Origin of the sequence: Pseudomonas moraviensis subsp. stanleyae, from assembly GCF_036283065.1 — a bacterium.
GTDB classification, from domain to species: Bacteria; Pseudomonadota; Gammaproteobacteria; order Pseudomonadales; family Pseudomonadaceae; genus Aquipseudomonas; species Aquipseudomonas stanleyae.
The window spans coordinates 218982-234529 of sequence record NZ_JAADJI010000012.1; the positions used below are offsets into that span (position 1 = coordinate 218982).

15 protein-coding genes are annotated in these 15548 nt (G+C 59.1%); 8 read left to right on the forward strand and 7 right to left on the reverse strand.

Annotation, left to right across the window (positions count from 1 at the left end; translation table 11 throughout):
* Positions 1-96: 96 nt before the first annotated feature.
* Positions 97-1287, forward strand: a complete 1191-nt coding sequence (locus tag GXB78_RS22510; RefSeq protein ID WP_329517058.1) for an MFS transporter — start codon at positions 97-99, stop codon at positions 1285-1287.
* Here GXB78_RS22510 and GXB78_RS22515 read toward each other — a convergent pair.
* Positions 1281-2189, reverse strand: a complete 909-nt coding sequence (locus tag GXB78_RS22515) for a LysR family transcriptional regulator (RefSeq protein ID WP_122708084.1) — start codon at positions 2187-2189, stop codon at positions 1281-1283. The two genes, GXB78_RS22510 and GXB78_RS22515, sit on opposite strands and share 7 nt — an antisense overlap.
* A 204-nt stretch (positions 2190-2393) precedes the next feature.
* On the opposite strand from GXB78_RS22515, the gene GXB78_RS22520 reads away from it, so the two are divergent.
* Together GXB78_RS22520 and GXB78_RS22525 are read left to right on the forward strand one after the other, a co-directional pair.
* Positions 2394-2963: an NAD(P)H-dependent oxidoreductase gene (locus GXB78_RS22520; RefSeq protein WP_122610071.1), complete on the forward strand. Its 570-nt coding sequence runs from the start codon at positions 2394-2396 to the stop codon at positions 2961-2963.
* 235 nt (positions 2964-3198) lie between these two features.
* On the forward strand, positions 3199-3414 hold the full coding sequence (locus GXB78_RS22525) for an Atu4866 domain-containing protein (RefSeq protein ID WP_329517090.1): 216 nt from the start codon (positions 3199-3201) through the stop codon (positions 3412-3414).
* A gap of 45 nt (positions 3415-3459) precedes the next feature.
* Here the strand turns inward: GXB78_RS22525 and GXB78_RS22530 are convergent, their stop codons facing one another.
* On the reverse strand, positions 3460-4017 hold the full coding sequence (locus GXB78_RS22530; RefSeq protein WP_329517059.1) for a flavin reductase family protein: 558 nt from the start codon (positions 4015-4017) through the stop codon (positions 3460-3462).
* 144 nt (positions 4018-4161) lie between these two features.
* A complete protein-coding gene (locus GXB78_RS22535) occupies positions 4162-5067 on the reverse strand; it encodes a LysR family transcriptional regulator (protein ID WP_329517060.1) in 906 nt (301 codons plus the stop codon).
* A 326-nt stretch (positions 5068-5393) separates the two neighbouring features.
* On the opposite strand from GXB78_RS22535, the gene GXB78_RS22540 reads away from it, so the two are divergent.
* The 4 genes from GXB78_RS22540 to GXB78_RS22555 all read left to right on the forward strand — a co-directional run bounded on the left by GXB78_RS22540 (position 5394) and on the right by GXB78_RS22555 (position 8639).
* On the forward strand, positions 5394-6212 hold the full coding sequence (locus GXB78_RS22540; RefSeq protein ID WP_329517061.1) for an alpha/beta fold hydrolase: 819 nt from the start codon (positions 5394-5396) through the stop codon (positions 6210-6212).
* Positions 6202-7377, forward strand: a complete 1176-nt coding sequence (locus tag GXB78_RS22545) for a PAS domain-containing sensor histidine kinase (RefSeq protein WP_329517062.1) — start codon at positions 6202-6204, stop codon at positions 7375-7377. The genes GXB78_RS22540 and GXB78_RS22545 overlap by 11 nt, the downstream gene beginning before the upstream one ends.
* 141 nt (positions 7378-7518) lie before the next feature.
* On the forward strand, positions 7519-8286 hold the full coding sequence (locus tag GXB78_RS22550) for an alpha/beta fold hydrolase (protein ID WP_329517063.1): 768 nt from the start codon (positions 7519-7521) through the stop codon (positions 8284-8286).
* Between the two features lie 83 nt (positions 8287-8369).
* Positions 8370-8639 (forward strand): hypothetical protein, encoded by a 270-nt coding sequence (locus tag GXB78_RS22555; RefSeq protein ID WP_329517091.1) that lies wholly within the window; start codon positions 8370-8372, stop codon positions 8637-8639.
* Positions 8640-8813: 174 nt separating this feature from the next.
* Here the strand turns inward: GXB78_RS22555 and GXB78_RS22560 are convergent, their stop codons facing one another.
* The gene (locus GXB78_RS22560) at positions 8814-9830 is read right to left on the reverse strand and encodes a Rossmann-fold NAD(P)-binding domain-containing protein (RefSeq protein ID WP_329517064.1); all 1017 of its coding nucleotides are present in this window, start codon (positions 9828-9830) and stop codon (positions 8814-8816) included.
* 274 nt (positions 9831-10104) lie between these two features.
* Here GXB78_RS22560 and GXB78_RS22565 point away from each other — a divergent pair, with 274 nt between their 5' ends.
* Positions 10105-10725: a trypsin-like peptidase domain-containing protein gene (locus GXB78_RS22565; protein WP_408005151.1), complete on the forward strand. Its 621-nt coding sequence runs from the start codon at positions 10105-10107 to the stop codon at positions 10723-10725.
* Here the strand turns inward: GXB78_RS22565 and GXB78_RS22570 are convergent, their stop codons facing one another.
* Genes GXB78_RS22570 through GXB78_RS22580 form a run of 3 tightly spaced genes read right to left on the reverse strand, consistent with a single transcriptional unit; the run spans position 10726 to position 15514 of the window.
* Positions 10726-11922, reverse strand: coding sequence for an HlyD family type I secretion periplasmic adaptor subunit (locus GXB78_RS22570; protein ID WP_408005147.1), 1197 nt, complete (start codon positions 11920-11922; stop codon positions 10726-10728). It abuts the gene before it with no gap.
* A complete protein-coding gene (locus GXB78_RS22575) occupies positions 11919-14081 on the reverse strand; it encodes a type I secretion system permease/ATPase (protein WP_329517066.1) in 2163 nt (720 codons plus the stop codon). The genes GXB78_RS22570 and GXB78_RS22575 overlap by 4 nt, the downstream gene beginning before the upstream one ends.
* On the reverse strand, positions 14078-15514 hold the full coding sequence (locus GXB78_RS22580) for a TolC family outer membrane protein (RefSeq protein ID WP_329517067.1): 1437 nt from the start codon (positions 15512-15514) through the stop codon (positions 14078-14080). Before GXB78_RS22580 ends, GXB78_RS22575 begins: the two co-directional genes overlap by 4 nt.
* Positions 15515-15548: the final 34 nt, after the last annotated feature.

Consider the following 15548-nt stretch of genomic DNA (forward strand, 5'->3'; position numbering starts at 1 on the left):
GAGGAGTGAGTTAACGGGGACGGCGCGGTGCGGGAGAAACCGGGCGAGTGGGTTGACTCGCCCAATTTTGAACGGCATTTACCGAGGAGTATTTGTATGAATTCGTCGTCCCCGTCCCGACCTTTCATGTGGCTCTGCGCATTCGCAGCGGGGGCCATGATCGCTAATCTCTATTATCTGCAGCCGATCCTGTCGTTGGTAACGGGGACATTTGATATTCCGCTCGCCACGTCCGGCCTGCTGGTGAGTTGCGCTCAACTTGGCTACACGCTGGGCATTGTGCTGGTCGTCCCGCTCGGTGACGTCCTCGAAAGAAGAGCGCTTCTGAGCCGGATGTTTACCATCAACGCATTAGCGCTGTTTGTGGCTGCGGCCAGCCCGAATTTCTTGCTGTTCTGCGCCGCAGTGTTGATCAGTGGAGTCACGGCATCGGCTGCCATGTTGATTGTGCCGTACGTAGCGTCCATCGCAGCCGAGCATCGGCGCGGTCAAGTGATCGGCGTGGTGATGACCGGGGCCTTGCTCGCGATACCGCTGTCGTGGCTGGTCTCCGGCGGTATCGGCAACGCGGCAGGTTGGCGCTTGGTGTACGCCAGCGCCGGGTGCGCGGCGCTGATCCTGCTCATGCTGCTCAGAATCACCTTGCCAACCGAGCCCGAGCGCCGAGGCCAGCCCGTGCGTTATGAGCAGTTGATGCGCTCGTTGTGGCAACTCATCCTCGAGTACCCAGCGCTTGCTCGCCGGGCGCTTTACGGTGCGCTGGGAATGGCCAGCTTCAGCATGTTGTGGACTGGATTACCAATACTGTTGTCGCAACCGCCGTTCAATTTTTCGACTTCGAGCATCGGACTGATCGGGCTCACGGGAGTGACTGGCGCGTTGATTCCCGGTGTGGTTGGCCGGCTCTGTGATCATGGCTACCGGCACGCGCTGGCATTCGGGTTGGCCTCGTTGATGATACTGGCCTGGGCAGTGCTGAGCTTTGCGGCGACAGGGCTCTGGATAATTATCGCTGCCGCAATGGCCTTGAACGTTGGCGTAATGGGCTTGCAGATCACCCATCAATCGGTCATCTACAAACTGGCCCCCGCAGCCAACTCACGGATTACCGCGGTGTTTATCAGTATCAACTTTGTTGGCGGCGCTATTGGCTCCGCAGTTGCAAGTTTCGGTATTCGGTATGTCGGCTGGGAAGGGCTGTGCCTACTGGGCGCTGCTTTGCCCGCGGCTCTTGAGCTGGCCTATGCATTGAAGGAACGGCCCTTTGCCCGCGTTGCGGTTCAATGAACATGCAAATGGGCGGCGAGGAAATCCATCAGGGCTCTTACGCGTGCGGGCAGATGTCCGCCTTGGCCGACGTAAATCGCATGAATCTCCGTGACGCTTGCAGGCACGAATGGTTGCAGGACGCAAACCAATCTTCCGGCAGCCAGGTCATCTGCAACCTGGCAGAACCCCAGCTTGGCTAGCCCTGCGCCCAGCACCGTCAATTCACGCAAGGCGTCGCCATCGCTGACGCGCAGATTGCCTTTTACCGGGTACATACGTTGCTCGCCGCTCTCGTCGAGCAAGGCCCACTCCATGGCGGGAGGCGAAAAGGTGAAACCCAGACAGTTGTGATCGGCAAGGTCTTGAGGCACCAGCGGAGTGCCCTTGGCCGCCAGGTAGTCAGGAGATCCTACGATCAGCCCTCTGGATTGCCCGAGTCGTTTCGCCACAAGGTTGGAGTTCTTGAGCGCTCCGGTGCGGATGGCGATATCCGCACGTGCTTCGATGAGATCGACCACCTCATCGGTGAGGAAAAGTTCGACGCTGACCCCAGGATGTTGATTCATGAACAAGTTGATGATGGGAAGAAAAAGCTGGCGGCCGATACCCACATTAGAGCTGATTCTGACCACGCCCTGCGGTGCAGAACTGGCAGATGCTTCGCGTTCCGCTTCGTCAAGATCGGCCAGTATGGCAACGCTGCGTTCGTAAAAAGCCATTCCTTCTGGCGTCAGCAGTTGCTTGCGCGTGGACCTGTTCAGCAAACGTGCGCCAAGACGGCTTTCCAGGCGCGTCATGAGCTTGCTCACGGCAGAGGGGGTTATCGCGCAAGCTCTTGCGGCCGCTGAATAACCTCCGCGTTCCACCACTTTAACGAACACGCTCATCTCGGCGAAGCAATTGATATCCAGTCGTCGCATGTGAACTCACGTCATAAATCGTGTGCCTGGGCACGGGCTGTTTATCTACCATTTCGCGCGCCTAATATTTTGCCAACGCGATATGGAACGGTTGCCGACTTTGCAAGCAAAGAAGTGGCCAGTTCCAACCATCGCGCTCTTGCTGTCACGTTGTTTTCTCTAACCGTAGAACAATGCCAAGTTGATAGCTGCTCGGAGGCTGAAATGACTCACACACTGCAATTAGTACTGATCCATAACAGCAACCAGTCCAACGGCGTAGACACGGCGTTGGTGCAATGGATTACCGCCGTGGTGCAAGACCGCAGCGAATTTGCGTTGAGCGTGGTAGAGCCGTTTGACCTGAGATTTATAGACGATTTTTCGGAACAACCCGGTCGTCGAGTGTGCTTGAGAGCGCTAGCGGCAGCAGATGCCTATATCGTCTTGGTGCCCGCACGTCACCTTGGTTACCAGCATGGATTGAAAGTCTTGATGGCGCGCTGGCCTGAACACCTCCAGGGACGACCTTGTTCATTTGTTGGTTATGGCACCACGACCGGCGGGGAGGATGAGGTCGACGAGCTTGGATGCGAGTTGTTGAAGCTGCAGGCCATGCCTGTTGGTGGCTATGTGAAGTTCGCTGAGATTGCCGAGCGTCTCGAACAAGGCTTCGGACTGGAGCACTTTGCGCAAGCACGGGTTTCGATGGCGCAGTTGTTGATCCAGCTGGCCTGGTGGGCACGGGCGCTGAAAGATGCGCGGGCCTTCTCTCCTTTGCAGAAGTTCGCGTAGTCCGTCGCTTAGACGTTCTGCGAGCGCCTGGAGCATTGGGCAAAACCTGTGCAGGAATTGCATAACGGCACCGCGCCGCGACTTTTTACTCTTGCTTCAAGTCCTGCTGAACGGCAGGAAACTCTGATCTGAAAACAGGAGTTCTAAAATGTCCGATGTCGAAATTCGCGTAGCCCCTGATGCGCAAGAACACGCCACGGCAAATTCAGCCGGCGATCAGGGCAAGTACGTTGGCATGTGGGTGACAGCCGACGGTCATATTCGCCATGAATTACTGCCAGGAGGGCGATATGACGAGGCTCGCGGTCGGCAAAAAAGCGCTTATCAAGGGCGCTACTGGCTGGAAGGCGACCACATCGAGTATGTGGACGATACTGGCTTCACCGCAGACGGACAGTTTCGAAATAACGTGCTGTATCACGCGGGCATGGTGTTATATCCCGAGCGCTGACGCATAAGCCGGAATGAAAATTCCGGCTTTTTTATTGGTGTTGTATTACAGATTCTGCGGGCGGAATTGCTCGCGGAAGTCCAGAGTTTCGCCCGCCACCATAAATTTCCCCTGCCCGCGGTAATGCAGAGTCCGAGGGTTTTTCACCGACGTGGCCACGTGCGCTTTGACCACTTCCCATACGAACAGACCGTACTCGCCGATAAGATTCGAGTCGAACAGCTTGCACTCGAAATTGGCGTAGCACTCTTTGATCAACGGGGCAGTCACCCGTTCTGCGGGGGCGGCGGTGAGGGCAAATTGGGCAAACTTGTCGATGGCGCCACCGCTGCTGTTGCCCACGGCAACAACCTGATCGGCCAACTCGACGGTGGGCACGTTGATTACGCACTGCTCGCTGTTGCGGATCAACTCGTAGCTGTGGTTTGCACTCCAGATGTAGCAGCCAAACAGGGCGGGGGAGAACTGCATCATCATGTGCCAGCCCATGGTCATTATGTTGGTTTCACCTTGCCACGCAGAGGTCACCAGCACGATGGGGCCGGTTTCCAAGTGCTGGCGAACCTCGCTCAGAGGGAAGTCGGATTTTCGAAATGCGGTCATGGCGCCTCCGTGGGTCAAAAAAGCATAAACAGTTGTTGTCAGTCGCTGTCGACGATTCAACTTTCCTGCTTCTTGACGTGCACCTCTCCGGCGGCCTTGCTCAGGCTGTCGGGTTTTTGTTCTTTTCTCTCTGAATCGCCACTTTCAAGTCGCAAAAGGCTGTGCGCCGAACCGTTTGATCAGCCACTGCCCAGCCGGACCGGGCGGCGAGTCGGTTCGATAAATCGCGTCGAAGGTGTAGGTGCCGCCTTTACAGTCGGGCATATCAAGTTCGACCAGGCGTCCTTCGTCCAGGTCAGACTGAACCATGGGCACGGGCATATTCCCCCATCCGATGCCCTCTTTGAGAAGCATGTGTTTGGCGCCCAGATCCGCCAGTCGCCAAGTGCGATTGCTGACGACGGCAAAGTCCTTGTCGCCCGTAAGTGTTGAGCGATCCGATAGCACCAATTGAACAAACTCTCTGGCAGCGCCAGGCGATTTGGAACACTCGGTTGCCAGCGGGTGTGCAGGCGCTGCGACCGGTATCAACGGAACACTGCCGACGCCGATGCGCTCGATGCCGTCCAGGCCAATATCCAGCGGACCGCTGATGCCGACTCCAGCTTTCTTCTCCATCACTAGTTGGGTCACTGCCCCCAAGGCTTCCATGTGCAAGTGCAGAGTGACTGTAGGAAATTCTTCCCTGAAGGTCCTTAACGCATCGACTACTCGCTCGGCAGGGAGCATTACATCCAGCGCAAGGTGAACTTCTGCCTCAAGTCCATGCAGCAAACCGGAGACTTTTGCGCGCAGTCCATTCACGCCATTGGTAATAGTGCGTGCTTCAGCAAGGACGGTTCGACCTGCGTCCGTCAGCTGCGGTTTTCGCGTTGTCTTGCGATCAAACAGTGTCACCCCGAGCTGCATCTCAAGATTGGAAATGGAATAGCTCACCACCGATGTTGCGCGATGCAGTTTCCTGGCCGCAGCGGCAAAACTGCCCACTTCGACAACCGTCAGGAATACTTTGAGTTGATCAAGCGTTGGTGTTCCGGGATCGGAGATCATTGCTACTGTCTCGAACGTTTAGGAGATATCTATCCTGATTTTGCAGACAGCAGCATATACACAAGATGGAGCGCCTGATCGTTTGCAACAATCAATTGACGTGTTTGTTCTCTCCAGCAAGCCATTCGCTGCACAGACTTCAATACTTTCTCAGACGAGCGGTTGAGCTATCGGAGGGCCGCTCTGGCCTGGAGTCAAGGTCCGTGTCAGCAGGTCTGAATCTGAACTTTCGTGCTGGGCAAGCCCTTGTCGGTGACGCGCAGTGCGCAGCCGTCTACACTGCGCGCTGCGCCTGAAAGTCCTTCGGGTCATTCGGAGCGTCCCGCATGTCTGTCCAGCATCGCAATAATGTGCAAGTAGTAGGCGATGGCCCGGCAACGCTGGTCTTTTCCCACGGGTTTGGCTGCGATCAAACCATGTGGTGTTACCTCGTCGAGCATTTTACCGATCGCTTCAGGGTCGTCCTTTATGATCTTGTCGGTGCGGGACAGTCTGATCTCACGGCTTATCAATCGCAGAAGTACAGTTCGCTGGACGGCTACGCGCAAGATCTGGCTGAAATCATCGATGAGTTCGCGATCGGCCCGGTCATAGTGGTCGGCCACTCTGTCAGTGCCATGATCGGCGCATTGACAGACAGAGCGCATCAGGCTCGTATCGCAGCTCATGTGATGATTGGCCCCTCGCCTTGCTATGTCGACTCCGGGGATTACGTCGGGGGGTTCAAGCTGGAGGACATCCACTCATTGCTCGATACACTCGACAGCAATTACCTCGGCTGGTCGAGCACCATGGCCCCCGTGATCATGGGCGCCCCCGGCCAACCGGCTCTTGCTGAAACCCTGACGAACAGCTTTTGCCGGACTGATCCGGAAATCGCCAAGCAATTTGCCCGAGTGACGTTCATGTCGGATAACCGCGATGACGTAGCCGGTCTGCAAACTCCGACACTGATTTTGCAGTCCACGGATGACATCATCGCTCCGGTTGCTGTAGGTGAGTATCTGCACCGGATCATGCCCAACAGCACGCTCTGTCTGGTTGATAATGTTGGTCATTGTCCGCATATGAGTGTGCCGAGCGCCTGCTCGAAAGCCATGGACAGCTTTCTTTCGCCCTGGACGGAAGGCGGCGATGGCCGCTGAAACGTCCCTGATCCCCGATCCGCAGTCGCTTTTCGACGACGCGCCTTGCGGCCTGATCGTTACCCGGGAAGACGGCAGCATTCTGCGCGCGAACAAGACTTTCTGTACCTGGATCGGTTGGGAGAGCTCCGATCTGCAAGGTCGGCGCTTTCAAGACCTGCTCACGATGGGCGGACGGATTTTTCACCAGACTCATTGGTCGCCACTGATACAAATGCAAGGCTCGGTGGCCGAGGTGAAGCTGGATCTGGTGCACCGGGACAAGACTTTGATTTCCATGCTGCTCAATGGCGTTCGTCAGCAGCACGCGTCCGGCGTTGTCCATCAGTTGGCATTGTTCTGCACCACCGACCGGGATAAATACGAACGGGAGTTATTGAAAGCCCGGCAACTTGCGGAAGAGCTACTGGCAAATAAAGTGGCTGCTGAAGCGGCGTTGTCGCAAGCACAGACGCAACTGAACAAAGCCTATGAAAAAGCTCAGCGTCGCGCGTTATTCGCTGAGCAGATGGTTGCCATCGTCAGCCATGACCTCAAGAACCCGCTGACGGCTATCAAAATGGCGGCAGAGATCCTCGGTCGGAAAATGCCTGACGGCAAAGACAAGCTGATGCTGAGCCATATCAGCAGCTCAACTGATCGAGCGCATCGAATGATCGCTGATCTGCTGGATTTTGCCTTGGCCAGAGTCGGTCGCGGTATATCCGTTTCGCGCTCAGTCATCGACCTGCATTCTGTGGTGGCTCAGAGCGTTGCGGAGCTGCGGGTGGCCTTTCCCGATGCAGATCTTGAGCATCGATCGGTCGGGCGGGGCGATGTCGAACTGGACGCTGATCGCATGCAACAGATCATTGGTAACCTGATCGCCAACAGTGCGGCCTACGGCGATCCGAAACGACCGATTACTGTCATCTCCACTGTTGATACTGACCGAGCGAGCATTTCGGTTCACAACTTTGGCCCGGCGATTCCCGAGTCCGCGCGGGCCAAACTTTTCGAACCAATGACTCGTGGCTCGGACCAGGACGGCCAGGTTCGGAGTGTGGGGCTTGGTCTGTTCATCGTCCGGGAAATCATCACCGCACATGGCGGCGATATCTCCGTGCACTCGACTGCTGACGAAGGCACTACGTTTACGGTGAAATTTCCTGGTCAAGCAGACTGATCAGGCTAGCCATACCTGCCTTTCAAGTGTTTGGGACACCCGTCGCTTGCATCGTTACCACCCGTTTCGCTGACAGGCCGGATCCAGAGCGGTCAGTGGCCGTCTACACTGCGATCCAAGTGCCAAGGGAGGAGGTAACTCATGCCGATCCGAAAGCTCACCGCCAAGGATTTGCAGGTGAATGTCTCGCTATCCGGCCAAGGCCCACCGTTACTCCTGCTTAACGGTTTGGGTGGTTTGATCAGAACCTTCGATGCCCTGCGCGACGAACTGGCTGACTACACAACGATTGCGCTGGACGTGCCCGGAGTGGGCAAGTCGCAAATGCCGCGCTGGCCGCTGCGTTTGCCAAGCCATGCCGATTTGATCGGCGAGATGCTCGAGCAATTGGGAATCGACCGGATTGATGTCTTCGGCGTTAGTTGGGGTGGGGCATTGGCGCAAGAGTTTGCTCTGCGTCACCCTGGCAAGGTGCGGCGGCTTATCCTCGCGGCGACCTCAGCGGGCCCGGCGTTATTGGTGAAGCCCGCCGATATTCTGGATTTTTTCAGAGGGAGAGGCGGTGACAAACGGCCGAAAGGGGATGCTTCGGGCAATTCCATCCATGCGCTGCTGCGCTTTGGTGTTGCCAGGGGCATGCTCAGCGTCAACCCGCGAACTTATTTCCACCAGCTAACCGCTTTGGCAGGTTGGACAAGTCTGCGGCGGCTATCCCGTTTGCGCGCGCGCACACTTATCCTCATCGGCGACCGTGACACCCTGGTACAGCCGTACAACGCGCATATCCTGCGCCGCTCGATTCCCCAAGCCGAACTGCGCGTGCTGAAAGGTGAAGGGCATTTTTTTGTCGTGACCAGCGCACGGCGAACTGCCGGGCTGATGCGTGATTTCCTTCTTGAGAAAAATTGAACGGCATTGCGCCAGGCTCGCCTAATACTGAGCCTGGGGGCAATTCCGCAGGCAGTGCGCTAATGTCAGCACTACTCCGAGAGGTGGTTAACGTGGCTAAAGATGACAAGAAGAGCAAAGGTGAGACTTCGAAAGCCAGTAAAGAATTGAAGGACAAAAAGTCGTCATCAGCGAAGAAATCGGATGCGGCTTCGACGCTATCGAAGTCCTCTGACAAGAAAGAGAAGTCCTCCGACAAAAAAGAAAAGAAAAAAGACGCCAAACCCAAGGATTCCGCCAAGAAAGCTGACAGCAAATCGGAGAAGGCGAAAAAATCAGAGAAGGCCGACAAGCCAGCGAAAAAGAACAAGTGACATTTACCAGGGCTCTGCGCCCTGCCTTGAGCTTAAGGCGGGGCTACGCTCAGGTTGGTCGCAAGCTGTAACCCTGTGCAGATGCAGGAAAAGTAAAACTGAAGCTTCGGTTGCTCGCCAGCGACCCTGTCGTCTGTTTTTTTGAGTAGCGACCAGCCTGGTCGCTACGATTTTTTATCCGTTCACATCCCCGTCCAGCTCAATCAACTCGCCACCGTCCTTTTCCAATCGCTGCAAAAACACCTGCGCCTCCAGTAACTGATACGGAAAATACAACCCCGGCTCTACAGGCGCTTGCCCGTCCAGCCCGACCAGTCGTTCCAGCAGCATGGCGACACTGAGCCCGGTCAACGCCGCTGCACCGGCGCGGTGAACCACGGCGTGGCGAGTGCGCAATGGAGATCCCTGGTGATCCGTGCCTTCGATTTCAATCAGTATTTCCGTCGACATCGGCTGGCCCTGACGCCGGGTCGAGCTGACGCCGCTGGCGAGGTTGAACTCGACGTTCGGCGCGTCGGTGGCGGCAGCCAGGCCAGTGACGTCGATGGAGGAAAAACCGGCGCCTTCCAAAGTGGTGCCGTCGACGGCGCGGAAGCTGACCTTGGCGTCGTCGCCTTCGCGCCAGGTGAACTCGCCGTCACGGCGAGTCAGTGCGGCGGGCAGCAATTTGTTCAGGTGTTCGAAATCGACGGCCACGGTCGGGCCGCCGCCGTCCTGTTCGTCGACCAGCGCATGGATGCGGATGTCGTGCACACGGGCGAACGCCCTGGCGATGTGCAGCGTCGCTACCGTGGTCGCACCGACCATCCATTCGTAGCCGAGCACAATGGGTGACGCGTCGGGCGAGTGAATGAAACTGGCGATTTGCGGGGCGATTTCGAATACACCGGAAGAAATGCTCAGGTGCGGCACCTTGCGCTTTTGCGCAAAACGCAGCCCGGCGAGGGCATGGTCCATGTAGAACAGGACGATGGCGCTGACCGGGCGATCAGCCAGGCCCAGATCTTCCGCGCCAGCATCGATGACCACACCTTGGGCATTGCCGATTTGCTCGGCGGTTTGCTCAGCCTTGGCGAGGTCGCGCCCGCCGATCAGCAAGGGAACCTCGGGATACGCCGCGCGCAATGCGCGAGCCGTCTGGTGGCCGATTGCGCCGGAACCGCCCATGAACAGAATGGGATGAAGTGGCATGAATCCTCCTCATTTTTTCCTGGATTGAACGTGCTTTGGTTAAACACCCTAGCACACCGTGGATAGTCGTTGACGATCGTTGTTTATCGACGCCGTTCGGGCGTTTTGTCCAACTGTCGCTTGGATCCAATCATTGACTTACTATATCGCTCGCCGACAAGCGGTAGTCTAAGCCTATTGCCAGAAGTGATGGCGCAATGACATATTGCGGCACCTTTCCTCACTTCAAGATGTACCGAAAATGCGCCCCCTCAAGTCACTTGTTGCAGCGTCGATGCTGCTCAGCGGGTGCAATGGAATGCCAGTCGCTTTTGTTCAGGATCCTGTTTTAGACCAAGCCTTTGTCGTCCACTCCGGTGCACCCTTGCCTTACCTGCTGATGGGGTCGGCTGTGCAATGGAACGAAGACTTCGCCGTAACGGTGAAGCACATTCCTTACTTGTCGGGCACGGTTTTCCAAGGGCAGGCAGACGTGCAGTTCTTCCGCCACAAGGCCAGTAGCGTGCCGGCGTGGCGCGGCTACAAGCCGGGCGAAGAGCTGACTTCGGTGGGGTTCAATTCGCTGTACATGTCGGTCAAGGGCACCGGCCAGGCGTTGCCGGCGATGGTTCGCCTCGACGTCAAAGAGGGCAACGTGCTTTACGGCACCCACAATGGCGCACTGGCCAAAGGCATGTCTGGCGGGCCGGTGTTTTCCGCTGACGGTAAAGTGGTTGGCATCAACGTGGCGTTTCTTACCCGTGATGACGTCAGCCGCCTCAAGCGCAAAGACCTGCTTGATCAACCGCGCGTGAGCATTTTCCTGCCGTACGCGGAGATCAATCGCGAATGGTCGCGCTATCAGGCCAGCATCACTCCAACGACGCCCCCAGCGACCAAACTGGCCAGCCGTTGATCAACGTTCGCGCAAGGCTTCGCGGGCGCGGTTGAGCGGTTTGATCAGGTAGTCCAGCACGGTTTTTTCGCCGGTACGAATGTCCACCGTGGCGATCATCCCGGGCACGATGGCGAAGCGTTTGCCGGCCTTGTTGCGCAGTTCATCCGACGCGGTGCGGATGAACACGCGGTAATAGAAGATCTCCGGTTTGGCTTCGTCCTGAATCGTGTCCGGCGAGATCGTCACCACTTCGCCGTCGAGGCTGCCGTAGATCGAGTAGTCATAGGCGGTGATTTTGACTTTCGCCGCCTGGCCCGGATGAATGAAGGCGATGTCGCGCGGCGAGATGCGCGTCTCGATAAGCAGCTGTTCATCGAGCGGCACGATCTGCATGACCTGGCCGTTGGGCGCGATCACCCCGCCAATGGTGCTGACTTCAATGTCCTTGACGATGCCGCGCACCGGCGAGCGCAGGGTCAGGCGCGACAGTGAATCGGTTCGACCACGGATCACCGCCTCGAGCATCTGCGCTTCGGCGTTGGCCTTGGCCAGGTCTTCGCGGGCGCGGACCATGTAATCGGAGCGGGCTTCGGTGGCTTTCAATTCCAGCTCCGAGCGCTGACGGGTCAGGCGCAGCACTTCGACCCGGCTCGAGGCGCCGATCTTCGCCAGATTCTCGGTGATCGCCAGTTCGCTGCGCACCAGTTTCAGCGAGCTCTGGATACCATCGAGGGTTTCCGCCAGACCTTTGCGCCGGGTCTGGTAGAGCTCGGTTTCGGCGCGGATCAGATCGGGAAACTCCTGCAGCGATGCGTCGAAGGTCAGCGGCTTTTCGCTGACCTCGGCCTGCAAGCGATTGACGCTGGCCAGCGCCGCGCGGTATTTGGCCGCGCTTTCGCCGACATTGGACTGGTTCTTCACCGGGTCCAGCTGCGCGAGAATCTGGCCGCGCTCCACCAGAGCGCCTTCAGTAACGTTGAGCTGCTCGAGAATGCCGCCCTCCATCGACTGAATCACTTGCTCGCGCGAGCTGGGCACCACTTTGCCGGTGCCGGTCGAGACTTCGACGATTTCAAACCATGCCGCCCAGGCGACGAAGCAGGCGAGCATCAGTGCGCACCCCCAGATCACCTTTGCGCCACCGGCAAGCGCTCGCTCATCGCGGCCGTCGAGGTAGGACATCGGATCCGGCACATCGGTCATCATCGGCTTCATACCGTCACTCCTTTGCCCGGTGCGCGCAGCCGCGCCAGTGCCGCGTCGCGATGGTCGTCAATGACGATGCGCCCGTTATCAAGGACGATGATCCGCTCGACCAGTTGCAACACGCTGACCCGGTGCGTGGCGACCACCAGCGTTCGGCCTTGGGTCCAGGTCGCGAGTTTTTCCAGCAGCAGCCGCTCGGTGACGTCATCCAGCGCCGCCGTCGGTTCGTCGAGCAGCAGCACTTGCGGCTGGCGGATCAACAAGCGCGACAGCAACAGGCTCTGACGCTGTCCGCCCGACAAGCCCAGGCCGCCCTCAAGCACCAAGTGATCCATGCCTTTGGGCAACTGTCGGACAAAATCCAGCGCACCGGTGACGGTCAGCGCGGCGATGATTTCCTGATCGCTGGCCTGACCGGCGCCGAGGGTGATGTTGTCGCGCAGGGTGCCGTGAAACAGCCGCGCCTGTTGCGAGAGCAGGCCGACATCGCGGCGCAGGTCGGCCGGATCCAGATGCGCCAGAGCGATGCCGTCCAGCGTGGTTTCGCCGCTGCTCAGATCCATCGCGCCGCCCAGCGCTTGCAGCAACGTCGACTTGCCAGCGCCGTTGCGGCCGAGCAGGGCGATGCGCTCGCCGGGGCGAATGCTCAGGTCGATGCTGTTGAGCGCCGGAGTCGATTCTTCGCTGTAGCGGAAACTGGCCTGACGCATGCGGTAGTCGCCGCGAATCGCCGGCAAGTGCACGCGCTGACTGCCTTCGGGATGATCCACCGGCATCTGCATGATCCGGTTCAAGCCTTCGAGTGCGACCTTGGCCTGCTGCCAACGGGTGAGTACGTGAGTCAGTTGCGCCATCGGTCCCATCATCCGCGACGACAGAATCGACGCCGCGACCAGACTGCCGGTGGTCAGGTCGCCGGCAATCACCATCGGCGCGCCGAACACGATGACCACTGCGAACACACCGCCCTGCACATTCTGCGTCCAGGCCACCAGGCTGTTGGTCAGAGTGCGCAAACGCAAACTGCTGTCCGCCGAGGCTGCGTTGTATTGGTTCCACTGTTGCTGGAAACGCTGCTCGGCCTGCAATGCCTTGATGTCGTCGAGGCCTTGGACGCTTTCCACCAGCATGGCGTTGCGCAGCGCCGCTTCACGCATCGACGCATTGGCGAGGCGAGCCAGACGCGGCTGCGCGATGATTCCGGGTAGCAACATGAACACCAGCGCCACCAGCGGGATCAACACCAGCGGCCCGCCGATCAAATAAAACACCAGCAGGAACAGCAGGAAAAACGGCATGTCGGCCAGCGCCGTGGCGGTGCTGGAGGTGATCAGATCGCGGATCTGCTCCAGCTCGCGCAGCTGCGAGATAAATGAGCCTGTGGACTTCGGCCGGGCGGAATTGCGCAGGCGCAAGGCATGGCCGAAGACCAGATCGGAGACGCGCAGATCGGCGCGCTTGCCCAGCACATCGGTGATGCGCAGACGCAGAATGCGCATGACGAAATCGAACAGCAGCGCCAGCATCACTCCACCGAACAACACGTACAGGGTCGGCAGCGATTCGGCCGGAATCACCCGGTCGTACACCTGCATGGAAAACAGCACTCCGGCCATGCCCAGCAGGTTGGCCACCAGCGAGGCGATCATCACTTGGCTGTAGGGGCGCAGGTCGGTGAGGACGATGCGGCGGAACCAGTGCTCGTCGTACGGCTTGATGTAATCGTTGGTGCGCACGTCCGCCACCGGTTGCGTCGGGCGCAGAATCACCGTGCGCAGGGCCTGCTCGGCGAGAGCGGCGGCGTCCATGCGGCTCTGCAAACCCTGATCGCCACTGAAGCAGATGCCCAGCTCGCCAGTCTCGCCGATGCTTTCGAGCACGCCGACCTGACCATCGCGCAGCTGTACCACCAGCGGCGTGCGCCAGCGGCTCAGGCTCTTGTTGTCGAACACCGCGAATTTCACGCTCAAACCGGCCTGACGCGCCATGTGCCGAACCACTTCTTCGACGCGGCCTTCGCTGTGCACCGAAGCCAGGCGCACGCTTTCCGGCGAGACGTCGAGGCGATAGTGGCGGGCGACCTTGAGCACCGCTTCAAGCCACGGTGAATAATCCTCGCGAGCCTCGGCAGCGGCGGGTTCAGCAAGGGTGATGCTGGCATCGGTCATGGCAGGATCTCGACATTCTGGATGGCGCTGTGGTCGATGCCGAAGACCCGGCGAATCGCACCGCTGTTGTAAAAGCAGTCGATCTGCAGACGTTGCAGATCGGCCTGGGTGTTGACCAGATCAAAGCGCGACTGGTGGATTTCCTGCTCGGCGTTGAGCAAGTCCAGCAGCGGCCGGGTGCCCAGCTCGAGGTATTGGCGACCGTACAACATGCGCGCCTCGGTGATGCTGGTCTGGCGAAATTCCAGCGAGCGCAGCCGCCGGTTCAGGCCCGAGGTTTGCGCCTGGGCTTCAGCCAGACCCTGGCGCGCTTGCAGGCGGGCGAAGTCTTCGGCCGAGTCCGCTGCGGTCAGCGCATGGCCGGCAGCGCGGCTGCGCGCACTGATGGCGCCGCCCTGGTAGATCGGCACTTCGAGGTTGAGAAAGATCCCGACCTGGGTGCGATCAGCGCGCGAGTTCTGCTCGTCGTAGTTGTTGTCCAGGTACTGGTTGACCGACGGTTGCAGCGACAGGGTCGGGTAGGCTTCGGCTTTGGCTTGCGCCAGTTCGGCCTGGGCCTGCGTGCGTTGCGCGGCAGCCTGGAGGACGGCGGGCAGGGTGTCGGAGATTTGCGAAACGTCACAGGCCTGACTCAGCGTCGGCGCGGCAGCGTCGCTCACTGCTGGCGGCGTGCGGCGACCGAGCAGACTGGTCAGGGTCGCTTGCCAGCGTGCGTATTGCGCCTTGAATTCCTGCAATGTGGCCGTCGCGCCTTCACCGCGGGACTGCGCCTGGACCATATCGGAACGGGTGCTGGCGCCCATGTCGCTGCGCTGTCTGGCCAGGTCAACGATGCCGCCGATGCCCTGAATCTGTTCGCGCGCAACCTCTAGCAGACGCTGGTAGCGCTGCACTTCGATGTAGGCCCTGGCGGTGTCACGGGCAATGTCGTCGATTGCCAGCAGGATCCCGGCCTGACTGCGCGCCACCCGGGCGCGGGCGGCGTCGACCGAACTGGAAACCTTGCCGAAGTCATACAGCATCTGCTTGAGGGAAATGTTCACCGACTGGCTGCCGGCATCGCTGCCGTAACCGCTGGTGTAGCCACCCTTGATGCCGCCGGTGACCTGCGGGTAATAGCCGGATTCGGCGACGTTGACCCCTTCGCCTTGCTGGAACAGCGTGCCGATGGCCTCGCCGATCCGTGGGTGCCAGTCCACGGCCAGCCTGACCGCTTGTTCCAGCCCCAGCGCATCCGCATCGGCGGAGGCTTTGGAAGTAGGGGCAGGGCGCTGACGATTGTCATTGCCTGCCGGTTGTTGCAGTTGCGACGGGCTGATGCTGCGCAAGCTGCTGTCGAGGTTATCGTCGGCGCGAACGCCGACGGTGAAAGCGGGGTAGAGGCCGATGGTCAACAGGACCACCGGCCATTTCTGGCGAAAAACTGACTCCACAGACTTCCCTTACTGTTGAGAGACGGACGTTGCT

Bases quoted from the DNA above. Each gene is read 5' to 3' on its own strand.
- GXB78_RS22510 (WP_329517058.1), top strand. From the start codon at position 97: ATGAATTCGTCGTCCCCGTCCCGACCTTTCATGTGGCTCTGCGCATTC.
- GXB78_RS22540 (WP_329517061.1), top strand. From the start codon at position 5,394: ATGTCTGTCCAGCATCGCAATAATGTGCAAGTAGTAGGCGATGGCCCG.
- GXB78_RS22565 (WP_408005151.1), top strand. From the start codon at position 10,105: ATGCTGCTCAGCGGGTGCAATGGAATGCCAGTCGCTTTTGTTCAGGAT.
- GXB78_RS22525 (WP_329517090.1), top strand. From the start codon at position 3,199: ATGTGGGTGACAGCCGACGGTCATATTCGCCATGAATTACTGCCAGGA.
- GXB78_RS22520 (WP_122610071.1), top strand. From the start codon at position 2,394: ATGACTCACACACTGCAATTAGTACTGATCCATAACAGCAACCAGTCC.
- GXB78_RS22550 (WP_329517063.1), top strand. From the start codon at position 7,519: ATGCCGATCCGAAAGCTCACCGCCAAGGATTTGCAGGTGAATGTCTCG.
- GXB78_RS22570 (WP_408005147.1), bottom strand. From the start codon at position 11,922: ATGAAGCCGATGATGACCGATGTGCCGGATCCGATGTCCTACCTCGAC.
- GXB78_RS22535 (WP_329517060.1), bottom strand. From the start codon at position 5,067: ATGATCTCCGATCCCGGAACACCAACGCTTGATCAACTCAAAGTATTC.
- GXB78_RS22575 (WP_329517066.1), bottom strand. From the start codon at position 14,081: ATGACCGATGCCAGCATCACCCTTGCTGAACCCGCCGCTGCCGAGGCT.
- GXB78_RS22515 (WP_122708084.1), bottom strand. From the start codon at position 2,189: ATGCGACGACTGGATATCAATTGCTTCGCCGAGATGAGCGTGTTCGTT.
- GXB78_RS22530 (WP_329517059.1), bottom strand. From the start codon at position 4,017: ATGACCGCATTTCGAAAATCCGACTTCCCTCTGAGCGAGGTTCGCCAG.
- GXB78_RS22560 (WP_329517064.1), bottom strand. From the start codon at position 9,830: ATGCCACTTCATCCCATTCTGTTCATGGGCGGTTCCGGCGCAATCGGC.
- GXB78_RS22545 (WP_329517062.1), top strand. From the start codon at position 6,202: ATGGCCGCTGAAACGTCCCTGATCCCCGATCCGCAGTCGCTTTTCGAC.